The sequence below is a fragment of the Psychrobium sp. nBUS_13 genome, assembly GCF_051201665.1.
Lineage (GTDB): Bacteria > Pseudomonadota > Gammaproteobacteria > Enterobacterales > Psychrobiaceae > Psychrobium.
Window position 1 is genome coordinate 2,463,837 of sequence record NZ_CP179210.1, and the last position, 13,948, is coordinate 2,477,784.

General features: G+C 41.9%; 11 protein-coding genes. 3 read left to right on the plus strand and 8 right to left on the minus strand.

Features of this window, described 5'->3' with window-relative positions; genetic code table 11:
- Positions 1-6: 6 nt before the first annotated feature.
- From ACMAZF_RS11215 to ACMAZF_RS11230, 4 genes are read right to left on the minus strand one after another with little or no spacing between them, the layout of a single operon-like run.
- Positions 7-600 (minus strand): DUF1566 domain-containing protein, encoded by a 594-nt coding sequence (locus ACMAZF_RS11215; RefSeq protein ID WP_435273932.1) that lies wholly within the window; start codon positions 598-600, stop codon positions 7-9.
- Complete coding sequence (locus tag ACMAZF_RS11220) at positions 600-2,045, minus strand: DUF1566 domain-containing protein (RefSeq protein WP_435273933.1); 1,446 nt, start codon at positions 2,043-2,045, stop codon at positions 600-602. Before ACMAZF_RS11220 ends, ACMAZF_RS11215 begins: the two co-directional genes overlap by 1 nt.
- On the minus strand, positions 2,042-4,516 hold the full coding sequence (locus tag ACMAZF_RS11225; RefSeq protein ID WP_435273934.1) for a proprotein convertase P-domain-containing protein: 2,475 nt from the start codon (positions 4,514-4,516) through the stop codon (positions 2,042-2,044). Before ACMAZF_RS11225 ends, ACMAZF_RS11220 begins: the two co-directional genes overlap by 4 nt.
- A gap of 9 nt (positions 4,517-4,525) precedes the next feature.
- Positions 4,526-6,661, minus strand: coding sequence for a TonB-dependent hemoglobin/transferrin/lactoferrin family receptor (locus ACMAZF_RS11230; RefSeq protein WP_435273935.1), 2,136 nt, complete (start codon positions 6,659-6,661; stop codon positions 4,526-4,528).
- 618 nt (positions 6,662-7,279) lie between these two features.
- Here ACMAZF_RS11230 and ACMAZF_RS11235 point away from each other — a divergent pair.
- Entirely contained in the window at positions 7,280-8,482 is a 1,203-nt protein-coding gene (locus ACMAZF_RS11235; RefSeq protein WP_435273936.1) for an IS256 family transposase, read from the plus strand.
- A 38-nt stretch (positions 8,483-8,520) separates the two neighbouring features.
- Here ACMAZF_RS11235 and ACMAZF_RS11240 read toward each other — a convergent pair whose 3' ends face one another.
- Positions 8,521-8,745 (minus strand): hypothetical protein, encoded by a 225-nt coding sequence (locus ACMAZF_RS11240; protein ID WP_435273937.1) that lies wholly within the window; start codon positions 8,743-8,745, stop codon positions 8,521-8,523.
- Positions 8,746-9,010: 265 nt separating this feature from the next.
- Here ACMAZF_RS11240 and metK point away from each other — a divergent pair, with 265 nt between their 5' ends.
- Positions 9,011-10,162, plus strand: coding sequence for a methionine adenosyltransferase (gene metK / locus ACMAZF_RS11245; RefSeq protein ID WP_435273938.1), 1,152 nt, complete (start codon positions 9,011-9,013; stop codon positions 10,160-10,162).
- 253 nt (positions 10,163-10,415) lie between these two features.
- Here the strand turns inward: metK and ACMAZF_RS11250 are convergent, their stop codons facing one another.
- On the minus strand, positions 10,416-11,516 hold the full coding sequence (locus ACMAZF_RS11250) for an ATP-binding protein (protein ID WP_435273939.1): 1,101 nt from the start codon (positions 11,514-11,516) through the stop codon (positions 10,416-10,418).
- Between the two features lie 7 nt (positions 11,517-11,523).
- Positions 11,524-12,360 carry an MASE3 domain-containing protein gene (locus ACMAZF_RS11255; RefSeq protein ID WP_435273940.1) on the minus strand — a complete coding sequence of 279 codons (837 nt, stop codon included), beginning with the start codon at positions 12,358-12,360 and terminating at the stop codon, positions 11,524-11,526.
- Between the two features lie 180 nt (positions 12,361-12,540).
- Between ACMAZF_RS11255 and ACMAZF_RS11260 the strand changes: the two genes are divergently transcribed.
- Positions 12,541-12,894 carry a DUF2750 domain-containing protein gene (locus ACMAZF_RS11260; protein WP_435273941.1) on the plus strand — a complete coding sequence of 118 codons (354 nt, stop codon included), beginning with the start codon at positions 12,541-12,543 and terminating at the stop codon, positions 12,892-12,894.
- 376 nt (positions 12,895-13,270) lie between these two features.
- On the opposite strand, the gene bioD is transcribed toward ACMAZF_RS11260, so the two are convergent.
- The gene (gene bioD / locus ACMAZF_RS11265; RefSeq protein ID WP_435273942.1) at positions 13,271-13,945 is read right to left on the minus strand and encodes a dethiobiotin synthase; all 675 of its coding nucleotides are present in this window, start codon (positions 13,943-13,945) and stop codon (positions 13,271-13,273) included.
- Between the last annotated feature and the right edge of the window lie 3 nt (positions 13,946-13,948).

Genomic DNA, 13,948 nt, shown 5'->3' on the forward strand with positions numbered 1-13,948 from the left:
GCTAATTTACTGGGCTTTAGGATCTGCCACTAGTAGAATTTGGCGACGATAATCAGTCGGTGATATCGTCACAGATGTCCCGCCAAAGTTGAGATCCATAATCATAATACCCACATTGTCACCATCACCACTAACATCACTATCAGCAGCTAAATGCGTTGCTGACCACAGGTACGCATAACCACCATCGGCTAAGACAAAGCTATTTGGAAAAATGGTTTCATTCAATGCTGGGTTATAACAAGCAGTTTCACGAATTGACGTTAACTCTTTGATATTAGGAACGCGCCAATTAGTAACACCTGCAAACTGGTAATAGGCATGCTGCTTATTAGTACGCACGCTTTCAGCCGCTTGTAAGGCATCTTGCCAGAAAAATGTTTGTGGTTGACCATCACAATTTTTTGTCTCAGCATTAAACGTTTGCCCGATAGTACAACGCATCCACATTAAGTTTGTTGCGCGGTCTGTTACCGTGCCATTGTCATTGGCGATAAAGTTAGCCGTTGGCGTCGACTGTGCAGCATTAGGCACACAGGTTTGATCTGCAACTGCCGTAAAAGATGCAGCTACCGTTAATGCAAGTAATAGTTTTTTCATTATTCTTTCTCCCCGATAACAACTAGACGCACAGGCTCAGCACCACCATAACAATCTTGTCCTGTTGTACAGTAACTCATAGAGTCACTTGTGCCGACTTCTGAACCAGCAAAGCCGATAGTCCAGTTATATTTAGACTCATCGTAAGCGGCATTTAGTAACGAGTTGGTATCAGTTTGGTAGTAATTGTAAACTTCCGTGAACGTGTTTGGGAAAAACGCGGTGTCTATTCCCACCACCGTCTCATCATCGCTATAAGCCTGTCCAAAATGAATAAGACTTTCGAGCTGATTAACCGAAGGAAGTTGCCATTGTGTTGAACCACATAGCCCCGCACCGTCATTCAGCGAATTGACATGCGATACATACTGCTGAGCAGAACAAATTCCATCGCTCTTTCCTTCAGTGTTGTCGCAAGAAGCGTATTCCAGCTCATCGACGTATTCTTCTTCGTCGTAGAAATACTCACGCTCAAGTTCAGGTTTATTAATAAATAAGTAAGTTCCGCTACGCACACTGTCGTCGGCGAGTTTCTTTTCCCAAATAAGTCCTGTTTGTTGATCTTTGACACAGCTCCATTCGCTTGCATCTGCGGCTAATTCATTGCCTTGGACATCCAATTTAACGTACTTAAATCCGGCGTGACCATCACTACTTTCGCTTTGAGTAACATCTAAGCCAAAATCAGCATCTTGGCCAGGAAATGCTGCGACTGTCGCTGTAAGACCTGTTGCATCATTTTCAGCAAAGGTCACAACGCCTGTATCTGTCATCGGAAATCCGCGATCCCAATACAGTGCATTGCTGACGTATTCATCGACATTATCGAGATGGGTGTTTTCTAGCGACGCAGTAGCAATTGCTTGCAATTGCTCAGTAAACCCTGTCAGCAGTGCAACAGTATTATCAGATTTAGTTAAGGCTTGCTCCCACAGCGCGAGATAACTCTGGCTAAAATCATTAAGCGACTGCGGTGCTTGAGTCAGTAACTCACTCGCGTTAAGTTCAAGTTTTAGTCCTGTTTTTAATGCGTTGTTGGTTTTAGTTACGGCTTCATCACGAGCAACACCGCGCATTAATTGGCCAACGACAGCAGTTGTTGCTGGCGACAATACAACTGCGGCGTTATCAGCGATTGCCGATGGCGCTGCTAAGCTGAACTTGTCTGACTGCGTTAAGATATAGTTAGTATTTAACAACGCTATATTTTGTGACGTTAATGTCGCATTACCCGCCGTCGAAGTCGCTTGAGTCTCGCCAGTGTCACACATTAAATTTTGGTTACTGTCTGCACACACTAAACCATCATTGCTTCCCAAGGACACATTGACCGTATAAGTAATGATTTCTGGTGCACTACTACCACTGCCACTGCCACTGCCACCACAGGCCGTCAGACCAGCAACCGATAATGCAAGCATTAACGGGGTTAATTTAGATTTCATATATTCTCCTTCGTAAAATTTCTGATGCGCCAGCCGATAAGCAAGGCAATAAATAAATAACTCAATGGATTAAATGGTCCGCCCGATGAACTTTTCTTAGTCACAACATCAGGAGCTGGTGTTGGCTCCGGTGCGGGAGTTGGCGGAGGATTGGGCGTCGGAGCCTGACATTGATAAGTCTGTGTCTGGCTAATGCTCCAACGATGTAATTGGGCCACAATGTCTTTGTCTTGCGATGGGCGCTCATCGACAATTTGTAATTTCCAGCGACCGCGAAACTGCTCATCGTGAAATACTGATAAATCAACGTCACTTATTGATGATGGCAACTCAAAATCAAAATGAGTCTGAGAATAGTATCCATTGTTCCACAACCTAACAGAACGACCTGATGGGCTCGTTAACTCGATACTAATTTCCTGTAAATCAGGATGCGTGAAATCCAAGTTAACGCGAAAATCTTTATCAAGCGTTAAATCCGAGTTAGTAACATCGAGATAAAAAGTACTTACTCCGTTGCTTGTAACCGCGCCACCAGAAGTACCTGATGCATCTTTGATTACTCCTCCTTCACCAATAACTGTGTCACGTTGTGCTTGACCAACCACCATAGTCATTCGACTTTTTTCAGAGCTGATGACAGGCACAGCACTGTTGAAACCGACATCAAATTCGAGCGAAAAATCTGCACCGCAAGTGGCCGTTTTTAACCACGCTAATGGTAGTGTCACCTGTTGACTAGCGCCTGCTGGAACATTAGCGACATTGGCCGGAGCTAAGGAAAAATGATCATTTGCGACAGGCGTTAACGTGACATTTGTTAAATCAGTGTCACTGATATTAGTTACGCTAACGATTAACTCATCTTGCCCCGACAAGGCTGAAATGTCTTGTGCCTGAGATACATTCACGAATTTTGGCAATAAATTGTGCTCTGCAAACTGTTGCTGTAAATCTTCGCTATAACGACGATTCGGATACATTCGCTTTGCAATATCAATGGTGCTAAGTGCCAGCTGATTCATAGTGACACCCGCGCCTAAACCGTACATAGCTTCAAGTACAACGCGTTCTACATCGTCCATTCCCTCAATACCGTGATGTTGTTCAGCTAACTTCAACGATTGAAAGATAGGAGTCGACCATAGCTGGTCACCCAATGTCCCGCGGACGCTAATATGTGCTGGGTAATAGTAGTTAGCGTTGTACTGTGCATTAACATCATTGAGGGTGCGCGGTGTGCGTCCACCAAACCGCGCGTCCCAATTAAACATCACATCAGGTTCAAATATCTTGCCTTGTTCGTCGCGATAACTATGAGCACCCGCAAAAAAATCCGCAAAGCCTTCGCCAATAGCTCCGCTATCACCACCGATTTCAAACGGATTAATAAAATGGGTAATGCTATGGGCATATTCATGCCAGATTACATCAGCATCTTGTGCATCAGGTCGACCACCAATACCGAGTAATATGCGATTTTGATAAAATGAATACGCCGATTGATCATTACTAGAGCCCTGTGCATCAATCACCATTGGTTGGTAGTGAATCGCTTTGTCTTGCACAAACCCTAGCTGACGGAGATGACGCTGCGCCGTATCGATATGGTAGTACGCCATTTGTTGTAAAAACGTTGAACTATCCTGTTCACTGGTGAGTGGTCCAGCATCGGGAAGTAACGCAACGGGTTCTTCTGGCGGCAGAAAATCGGCAACTTTGACATAAGGACCAGTCAAAGCCAGTTGATCCTCTACCCGAGTTAAATCACGCAACGTAACTAAGCGAAACGCCGCTTGGGGTAATCTCTGATCTTGAACGTATTCAGTATGTAATGTCTCACTCATCATCGACGTTTTGGGATCAGGATCGAACAACCAAGTCGTCACATCATTGCCACTGTGCACAGCAGTAGTTTCTAATTGATAAGGTGCAACGTAACCCTGTTCACCGAGTAAACGGGTTTTATCGGCAGCAATAATGAAGAAGTGACGTATTCTATCCTCATCTTCACCATAGCTCAGATCAACCCGCCAGCCAGCGCTTAATCCAGACGGCGTTTGCCACCAACCTTCAACGATATCATTGGCAACTAATTGCGCTAGTGGCTTATCGACAATGGACACGATCTCGGCCAGCGATAAACGGCTTTCTGTTGGCCATGAGGCAGTGTCTGCACCATGAGATATTTGAGCCTGATAATAACGAAAAGCCCGATTGGCATTACTGACCGCGAGACTATCGACTAAATTAAAAACCGGTCGACTCTCATACAGCGGCATAAAACTGTAATAAGTACCAAAATGACCGCGACGTTGAACCGCAAATTGATAATCGCGCGTTAACTTATCACTGAGATACGTTTGAGCTTGCTGTTGTGAGGACACAGATTGATCGATGAAGTGCAATTGCGCCGCGTCGACTTGAACGGCGGCCAAACTCAGTGCGATTGCTAGGGTTATTTTTTTCATAGCTACCCCCTAGAACACATAACGAAAGGAAGCGCTAACATTGCGATCTGGCTGTGAACTATCCCTGTCCCCATAGCTGCCTGCAACGTCCTGATAACGCGTATAGGTTTCGCCAAGTAAATTCTTAACCGATAGATTGAATGTCAAATGATTTGATAGGGAATATTCTGCGTTGATATCTAATACATACCACGAGTCTGTGCCACGACACGGCACTGAGGTCGGGTTAAAACTATCGCTGCAACGCGGCACGTCAGACATCTTTGCTTGACCGTATAAATTGGCAGTAATCAGAAGATCATGCCATTGATAACTGGTGCCTAAGTTGAGTTCAAGCGGCGTGATATTTCGAATTGGTTCTTTAGATTTGGAGTCTTCCCCTTTCATCCAACCCGAGGTGGCAAATACCGAAATATCATCATTTATTTGATAATTCATTTTGAGCTCAGCGCCATAGGTGTTCACCTCGTCAATATTGACATAACGGCGTTCAAGTACGCCGTCACTTTGGCGTAATACACCGTCTTCAACGGCAATAAAGTCATCATAATGATTGTAAAAAACACTACCCGATATCAACACTTCGCCGACTTGCCAACTCAGACCAACATCGACACTGTTGCTCGTTTCTTCCTTTAATTGAGGGTTAGGCATAAGCTCAAACGGCGGTAAGGCGAAGTAGTGTGGCACATTACCATATACTTTGTCGTATGGCGCTGCGCGATAACCTTGATTAAATCCAGCATACATTTTCACGCCGTGACCATTATCAAAAGTCAACTTAGCACTAGCGCTTAGCTTGCTCGAATCGTTATCGGTAAAATCCCCGTCTTTCGCTGATAACTTATTATTATCATAACGCACGCCAACTAGTACATTGAATGACTCATTTAAGGTGACATCATCACTCACATATAAACCAGCGATTTTGGTCGTTGCTGCCCTGAATGGCTCTGACGTGATATTTGTTGAACTACCATTCTCAATGCGAATATCTAGTTTCGGACGTTCATGCTCTAGCTGCTCATAACTCGCGCCATAAAGTACTTCGTGATTACCGACGATTTTCGACAAATCGATCTTCACGCCTGCGCTTTGTTGCTCATAACTATCGTCATTAATCAATTGACGAAAGCGACGTTGGATATTAAAGAAGATGCGAGACAATAGCTGCGTTGAATGATACTTATTGGAGGTTTCCCTCCAAAAACCAATCGCGGTATATTCATCAAACCACTGTGTTTCAGGGGTGTGTTGCCATGTTATGGTCGCGCTATTACTGGTTTGAGTTTCTAGCCGCTGCTGATCTTCTACAAGCCACGCGCCATCAAATTGCGGCACGCTATACCGCCGACTCGTATTTCGAGTCTCTTGCTCTAACCAATCGCCGTTAAACGTTAACACGCCGGCATCATTTTCCCATTGCGTATTAATACGAGCACTTTGCCCAGCAATATCTAACGGTCGACGACTATTACCACTATTTTGCTGCTCTTTACCATCCCAATTACTAAACTTAACCATAACAGGTAACGATGCAATGCGTTTAGCGCCTGTAATAGATTGCTTAAATTCACTATTAACGTCGTTATATAAGAGGTTAGCGTCTAAATAATGTGCTTGAGTCGGTAAATAGTCCGACGCTTGTTTGGTAGTTATCTTAACCACCCCGCCGAGTGCACCCGCGCCAAAAAATGAAGATGCAGCACCTTTCGCCACCTCGATTTGTTTTACATCTTGTAAATCAAAGTTAGAGCGTCCCACAAAATCATTGATATCATTAGCACCGTAGCCATCTGCTAATCGAGTACCATCTTGCAACATCAAAATGCGATTACCTGACATTCCTCGAATAGAAATATTTTGCGACACACCACTAAAGCCAGTTACCGATACGCCAGGTTCATTGCGAAATAAGTCACTCATTTGTGTAGAGACGCTACGTCGGATATCACGTTCAGAAATTACAGCAACACTGCCGGTAAGTTCACTTAATGGCTTTTCGAATTTAGTACCTCGAATCTTTATCACCTCTATATCATCTGATGTATTGATTGTTTGTTGTGATACTTCATTGGCGAAGATATTAGATGTGAAGGTGCTAAAACTGGTGAGAATAGCAATGTTAATTAAAGTGAGGCGCATGATTCAATCCACAATGTAAGAGGACGCAATGATAACCATTACCATTACCATTATCAATAGTACTCACCTTGATATTGTGATCTATATAACAGTTACTAAAGACAACCCAATGTTTGAAACAAGTACAATCACATGATGAAATTATTCAATGGTATTTACGATATAGTAATTATTGATTATGGAGCACACCTCTTTTGTCCCGATAAAACTATCCTAACCACAAAATTGAAAACCACTTCAGCGAAGCGCTAGAATAATATCGATAATTCAGAGTGTTCTTTATTAAATATTTTTAGGGCTATGTTCCCTTAAATTGTTGCTATACGCTATGTAATCACAGCAACAAGAGGGTTTACTCATGAGCCCGTCAAAATTTACTAAGCTAACAGCCTATTTAGAGAACTGAACCGGTACTCAACTCAAGTATGTTGAAAACTTCTCAAAGGCACGATAGAGCATTGATAAAATATTAATGTTTGATTTAATTAACCTGAGATCTGTTGAAGGGTAGATAGGTCAACGCTATTAGAAAGAAAAAGTCACCATCCCTATCAAACTAAGGGGAGTGTTCATAATTCTGTGTCATTTCAGTATAATATAATAAAACAGGAATGACACATGACTAACTCTTTTGATTTTGAGCAAGCATTAACAGATTTACAAGCTGGTAAAAGCCTCACTGGTAAAGATGGCATCTTAGGCCCTTTGATTAAGCAATTAACCGAAGCGGCTCTTAATGCCGAACTAGAGCACCACTTAGCCAACGATAATCAATCTAATAGAAAGAATGGCAGAACAAGTAAAAACATCAAACACCCGTCTGGTAATTTTGAACTCGACACTCCGCGAGACCGCAATGGAACATTTGAACCTCAATTAGTGAAGAAAAATCAAACCTCACTATCAGATGAAATCGATCGCAAAATACTCTCGATGTTTAGCTTGGGAATGAGTTATCGTGATATCAATGCACATGTAGAGGAGATGTACGGTATTAACGTGGCCACAGGAACGATTAGCGCAGTCACTGACAAGCTTATTCCTGAGCTTAAAGCATGGCAACAAAGGCCATTAGATAGCCATTACCCAATTGTTTGGCTCGATGCTATTCATTATAAGGTCAAAGAAAACGGTCGCTACATCAGCAAAGCTGTCTACACGTTATTAGCACTTAATATGCAGGGTAAAAAAGAGATATTAGGGTTGCATTTATCAGAAAACGAAGGGGCTAATTATTGGCTTTCAGTGCTGACCGACCTTAATAATCGCGGTGTTAAAGATATTCTTATTGCCTGCGTAGATGGGCTAACCGGCTTTCCTGAAGCCATAGCAGCTATCTTTCCTGAGACAGAAACACAGCTTTGCATCATTCATCAAATTCGAAACTCACTTAAGTACGTCGCGTCTAAAAATCAGAAAGCCTTTATGGCCGATTTAAAACCTGTCTATCGTGCACCCACAAAGGAAGCAGCTGAATTAGCACTCGATAAACTAGAAGAGAAGTGGGGCGAAAAATATCCGCTGGTTATTAATTCCTGGCGCAGGAAGTGGCACAATCTATCTCACTATTTTAAGTACCCTGAGCACATCAGGAAGGTGATATATACCACGAACGCCGTTGAAGCGGTTCATCGTCAGTTTAGAAAGTTAACAAAGACGAAAGGCGCATTCCCGAACGAAAATAGCTTGTTGAAGCTGTTGTATGCTGGCATATTGAATGCTTCTGAGAAATGGACGATGCCAATCCATAACTGGAGCTTGTGTGTTTCTCAGTTAGCGATATATTTTGAGGGGCGTTTAGATAGCGTCATTGATATTTAGAAAATTAAGCCTGACACAGAATATTGAACGCCCTCAAACTAAGCATAGGTATCTAGCCCACCATCATCCTTTTTCGACGACGGTTGTTTTTCATGCTGCTTCTCCACGGTATGGGCTCGCTCTTCACCCGTTAAGGTGGTTTGCTCTTCTTCGACAATGCCCTTCTTGTTGGTTTTGTCGACTTTCTTAATACCCTCTTTAGCAGGTGTCACTTGGTTGCTCATGGGGCGCGGTAATATTGAATACAATAGATCTTGTGACATATCCTACTCCTCATTAATACCAGTCTATTAATTATACATTATTGCATGGCTATTTTGTTTGTCGCCATGAATCGTTTATTTAATGTGTATAAAGTTGTTATCGGCGACAACGTTAATTTCTTTATTTCTCGGTATTTAGTCTCACTAAATGAGTACTAAGTCCCACTATTTAATAAATTGCTATGGCATCTTTATTTTATTTCATTACAATAGACGTCTAGACGTAAATACACCCTTATTCATATTAAACGGAAGGCTTTTTGCTATGGCACAACACCTTTTCACTTCAGAATCAGTTTCTGAAGGTCACCCAGATAAAATTGCCGATCAGATTTCTGATGCCGTGCTTGATGCGATTTTAACGCAAGATCCTAAAGCACGTGTTGCTTGTGAGACTTATGTAAAAACAGGCATGGTCATGGTTGGTGGTGAAATCACTACTTCAGCATGGGTAGACATCGAAGAGATCACTCGTCGTACAGTACGCGATATCGGTTATGTTCATTCAGATATGGGCTTTGACGCTGATTCTTGTGCCATCTTAAATGCTATCGGTAAGCAATCTCCTGATATCAATCAAGGTGTTGACCGTGAAGATCCTAAAGATTTAGGCGCCGGTGACCAAGGTTTAATGTTTGGCTACGCCAGCAATGAAACTGACGTTTTAATGCCAGCACCTATTACGTATTCTCACAAGCTAGTAAAACGCCAAGCACAAGTTCGTAAAGACGGTACATTGCCGTGGTTGCGTCCAGATGCAAAATCACAAGTTACTTTCGCTTATGAAAACGGCATTATCACTGGTATCGATGCCGTTGTTTTATCAACACAGCATTGTGACACTATCGGTCAAGATGATTTAGTTGAAGCGGTAATGGAAACTATCATCAAGCCAACGCTGCCAGAAAAGTGGTTAAACAAAGACACTAAGTTCTTTATTAACCCAACTGGCCGTTTTGTTATTGGTGGCCCAATGGGCGATTGTGGTTTAACAGGTCGTAAGATTATCGTTGATACCTACGGCGGCATGGCTCGTCATGGCGGCGGTGCTTTCTCTGGTAAAGATCCATCAAAAGTTGATCGTAGTGCGGCATATGCAGCGCGTTATGTTGCGAAAAACATTGTTGCTGCTGGTCTTGCTGACCGTTGTGAAATCCAATTGTCATACGCTATCGGTGTTGCTGATCCAACATCTATCAGCATCGAAACATTCGGTACTGGAAACGTTGATGAAACTACATTAATTCGCTTAGTGCGTGAACATTTCGACCTACGTCCTTACGGTTTAATTGAAATGCTTGATCTAAACCGTCCAATCTACCAGCCTACTGCGGCATACGGTCACTTTGGTCGCGACGAGTTCCCTTGGGAGCGCACAGACAAAGCCGAAGCATTAAAAGCTGACGCAGGTCTATAAGGCTTACCAGTCTCAAGTTATTTAGAAAGCCAGATTGTGATGCAATCTGGCTTTTTTATTGCCTGTAAATAATGATTTATCCCCAGTTAATTGCATTAAGTAAGTGATCTTGTTGTGCGTAGAGAAAATCAGCTAAAACAAGGCGCTCGATTGACTAATAGCTGGCTATTAGGATTGAGAGCAACGCCATTTTAGTTAATTTTAACAAGTACAAGTGGGCAAATATTTAATGCAATTGGTATCACTGTTCGCTTTAACCAGAGCTGTTGATATTTTGAGGAAAGGTAATCTCAAATTGAGTGCCCTCTCCCAATTGACTGCGGCAACTAATATGTCCACCAATAGTGTGATTAACGAGATTAAAAATAATGTTCATGCCCAAACCACTGCCGCCTTGAGCTCGTTTGGTGGTAAAAAACGGTTCATAGATTTTAGCGAGGTGTTCCTCAGGTATTCCTTTACCAGAATCTGAAAATAATAACGTGACGACTTCATCTTCATTCGTAACGCTAAGCGTTATTATTCCTGAGCTTCCATCATCAAATCCATGTTTTAGGCTGTTCATAATCAGGTTAGTGATAATTTGCGAAATGGCGCTTGGCGAACTTGTTACCGAAAAGTCATCAGCTAAATCAAAAGACACCGTAACAGGATAGTTTCGAAGTGTCGGTTTCAAGCTGGTTAACACTTCTTGAATATATTCCTTAATGGCAAAACTACGCGTTTGTTCACTCGATTGATCAACAGCAACCTGCTTAAAGCTACCAATAAGCTTAGCGGCTCGTTGTAAATTATTAATAATAAGTTCACTTCCGTCTTGCGCTTGATTAATATAGCGTTCAAATTCTGAACGTTTCATTTCATTGGCAGCAAGCTTTTGGGTAATTTGTTTGGTTGATTCATCTAAATATGACGCCGCGGTTAAACTCACGCCTATGGGTGTATTGATTTCATGAGCAATGCCAGCAACAAGGCCACCCAACGACGCCATCTTTTTAGACTCAAGCAGTTTTTCTTGGGTTGTTACTAACTCATCAAATGACTCTTGTAACTCTATTGTTCGTCCTTTTACCGTTTGCTCTAAGTCGTGTTGATGCCGTTGTAACTGGCTTTCATGGGCTTTCTGGGTTGATATGTTCGTCAATGATTGAACCATCCCTTTATGCTTAGCTTGTTTATCAATACTGGCTATCGATATTAAAAACCAGCGATGGTAGCGTTCTAGATATACTTCTTCATTAGAAATGTTGTGATGATTTTCAATCGCTTCACAGTAACGACAACGTCCATCAATCAAGGTTTGAGGATGAAAGAGTTCATGTATTGGTTGATACATTAAACTTTCACGAGTCATATTAAATTCAGACAACACTTCGCGGTTCGAGCTGATGAATAACCCCGTTTTCATCAACACTAATCGCCGAAATTGGAATTGCATCATAACTATTTGATTGCTTGGATAATAAACTAATGGGTGACTTCAACGCTGTGCGGATAATGGCAACGTAAATCAGCCAAAAAGATAAAAACTTAGCAATGTGACCAATAACAAAAGCCACTCCATGGAAATCGCTATACAACGTAAAGCAAAATTCTGAACCAATTTTTAACGCCAATGATGCTTGAATATATTTAAGAACATGAGGAGCAATATCTGCGCGTTTTTGTTGAAGAATAATCATGGTTAATGCAAACATGCCCATGATGAAATATTCGATACCCACCTTAAAGTCAGACAAGCCATTGGCGTCAAACATTTTTGGATATGTGGTGTAAAAGCCAACGATTGCACTGATCACAATAAAAGCTAACGCTGTTAGAATAGCAATAGGTTGATTAAGGCGACGACCCAATACAAGCGGTGAGTAGAGTAAAACACACGCCTCAAAAAAACGCGCACAAACCCACAACCTTAGCGTCACTTCAGCATTTTGATAACCACCAAACGGCATTCCCTTGACTGTAAATGCATGCATTAAATCGATGACTGAAATACCGCAATACATAATCCCAAGAAACAAAAAGAAGTCGTTTTTAATATAAGAGCGCGTATTCTTAACCACCACTAGCATCAACAAACCAACAAATATGGTGATAAGTTCAACCAATGTATGGAACAGTAAAACACTATGTAAGGCTCTGAAACACAATAAAATGCCAATTAAAATAACTAGAAAAATAAATGACTTAGTTGACACAGTTACTCCTCCATTTGGCTAATCAAAATTTATTCATGCTATATAAGTAATTATATTGACACTTATCATCATAATTTACGAATATCTTTAGTAGATGATTAGCTGATAAAAATCAATTGTTCACAAAGACTAACAGCTTGCATGGTACACTGCCGACTTTCCAATTAGCGAATATTTCAGATGAACCAACAACTAGATAACTTTGCCACCGCCATTAAACTTCACCAAGAATTTTATGGCTTGTTTGACGAAAACTCACAAGAATGGGTGATTGTCGATGCGACCAATAATAATGATGGAGATGCCCTTCCTTTATGGTCAACCAAAGAACTTGCCAGTGTTCAGTTAACCGGCGAGTGGAAAGGATTTGTGCTACAAGCAATATCGATTGAAGATTGGTTAGAATTTTGGATGGATGATTTACAAGATAGCGCCATTGTCATTGGCATTAATTGGGGAATCAATGACAACCTATCGGAAGTGTCTCTGACAGACTTTACTAATATCGTTATGCAGGCGGAAGATATCGGTTAACTCATCACTAGCAGTCAATTAGATCTATTTGCGACAACAACTATGTGTTATCGCAAATACGTGTTGTCGTAAACTTTATACCCAAACTACCTGAAGATGTTCGACTTCAGCAAGTCGAGAAGCGCGCCAAATACTAGGCATAAGATGTGTCGTTAAGTCATTCTTAATAAATATCTTATAAGGACGTAGTTGGTCGCTTATCGCCTTGTCCTTTGGGAGTTCGGGTAGAAAACGACTACCGCGTTATGATTCATAATCAGGTTTTCACACGGATGTGAAACATTAGGGCAATGCAGGAGCTTATTGCCGAAAATAACCATTAATTACACATCATGCCTTGTATTCGATTCCTACCCGAGCTCTGAAACATGCATCTTCAAGTGGCTTGGGTATATAACCCGAAAAATTCGATATTCTCGACTTGCTGATCAGATTTCACTTCACCAAGAAATGGGACATCAATCGATTGTTTTAAATAAGCAAGGTTGTCATCATAAAACGCCATCGGCTCATGCAATTGATTGGCAACCCAACCTTTGATGCGTAGCCCATCAGCCTTTATCGCTTCGATGGTTAACAGCGCATGGTTTAAACACCCTAATTTCATTCCAACCACGACTATAACTTCGCAGTTTTGAACGCGAACAAAGTCACTTAAATATTCGCTGTTATTTAGCGGTAAACGCCAACCACCAGCACCTTCTATTAGCGCTATATCACTATTGTCTTGTTCTTTAATCCACCATTGGTTAAGCGTTTCGACGGTTAGCAATACATTGGCCTTTTCTGCGGCAATGTGCGGCGCAATTGGCGGTTCAAAGCAGATTGGGTTAATGCGCTGATAATCAATCAGCTCACTGCTTGCATTGCGCAAAGTAACCGCATCGTCGTTATGTAGCTCACCATTTACATACTCAGCGCCGGCAGCAATCGGCTTATAACCGATCACACTGGCACTCTGGCTCAAGTATTTAAGCAACAAGGCAGAGACATAAGTTTTACCGACATCGGTATCGGTGCCAGTAACAAAATATACTGCTTGTTTAGTCATTAT

Excerpts from the sequence above, each read along its gene's own strand:
- ACMAZF_RS11215 (WP_435273932.1), bottom strand. The coding sequence starts at position 600 with ATGAAAAAACTATTACTTGCATTAACGGTAGCTGCATCTTTTACGGCA.
- ACMAZF_RS11220 (WP_435273933.1), bottom strand. The coding sequence starts at position 2,045 with ATGAAATCTAAATTAACCCCGTTAATGCTTGCATTATCGGTTGCTGGT.
- ACMAZF_RS11225 (WP_435273934.1), bottom strand. The coding sequence starts at position 4,516 with ATGAAAAAAATAACCCTAGCAATCGCACTGAGTTTGGCCGCCGTTCAA.
- ACMAZF_RS11230 (WP_435273935.1), bottom strand. The coding sequence starts at position 6,661 with ATGCGCCTCACTTTAATTAACATTGCTATTCTCACCAGTTTTAGCACC.
- ACMAZF_RS11235 (WP_435273936.1), top strand. The coding sequence starts at position 7,280 with ATGACTAACTCTTTTGATTTTGAGCAAGCATTAACAGATTTACAAGCT.
- ACMAZF_RS11240 (WP_435273937.1), bottom strand. The coding sequence starts at position 8,745 with ATGTCACAAGATCTATTGTATTCAATATTACCGCGCCCCATGAGCAAC.
- metK (WP_435273938.1), top strand. The coding sequence starts at position 9,011 with ATGGCACAACACCTTTTCACTTCAGAATCAGTTTCTGAAGGTCACCCA.
- ACMAZF_RS11250 (WP_435273939.1), bottom strand. The coding sequence starts at position 11,516 with ATGACTCGTGAAAGTTTAATGTATCAACCAATACATGAACTCTTTCAT.
- ACMAZF_RS11260 (WP_435273941.1), top strand. The coding sequence starts at position 12,541 with ATGAACCAACAACTAGATAACTTTGCCACCGCCATTAAACTTCACCAA.
- bioD (WP_435273942.1), bottom strand. The coding sequence starts at position 13,945 with ATGACTAAACAAGCAGTATATTTTGTTACTGGCACCGATACCGATGTC.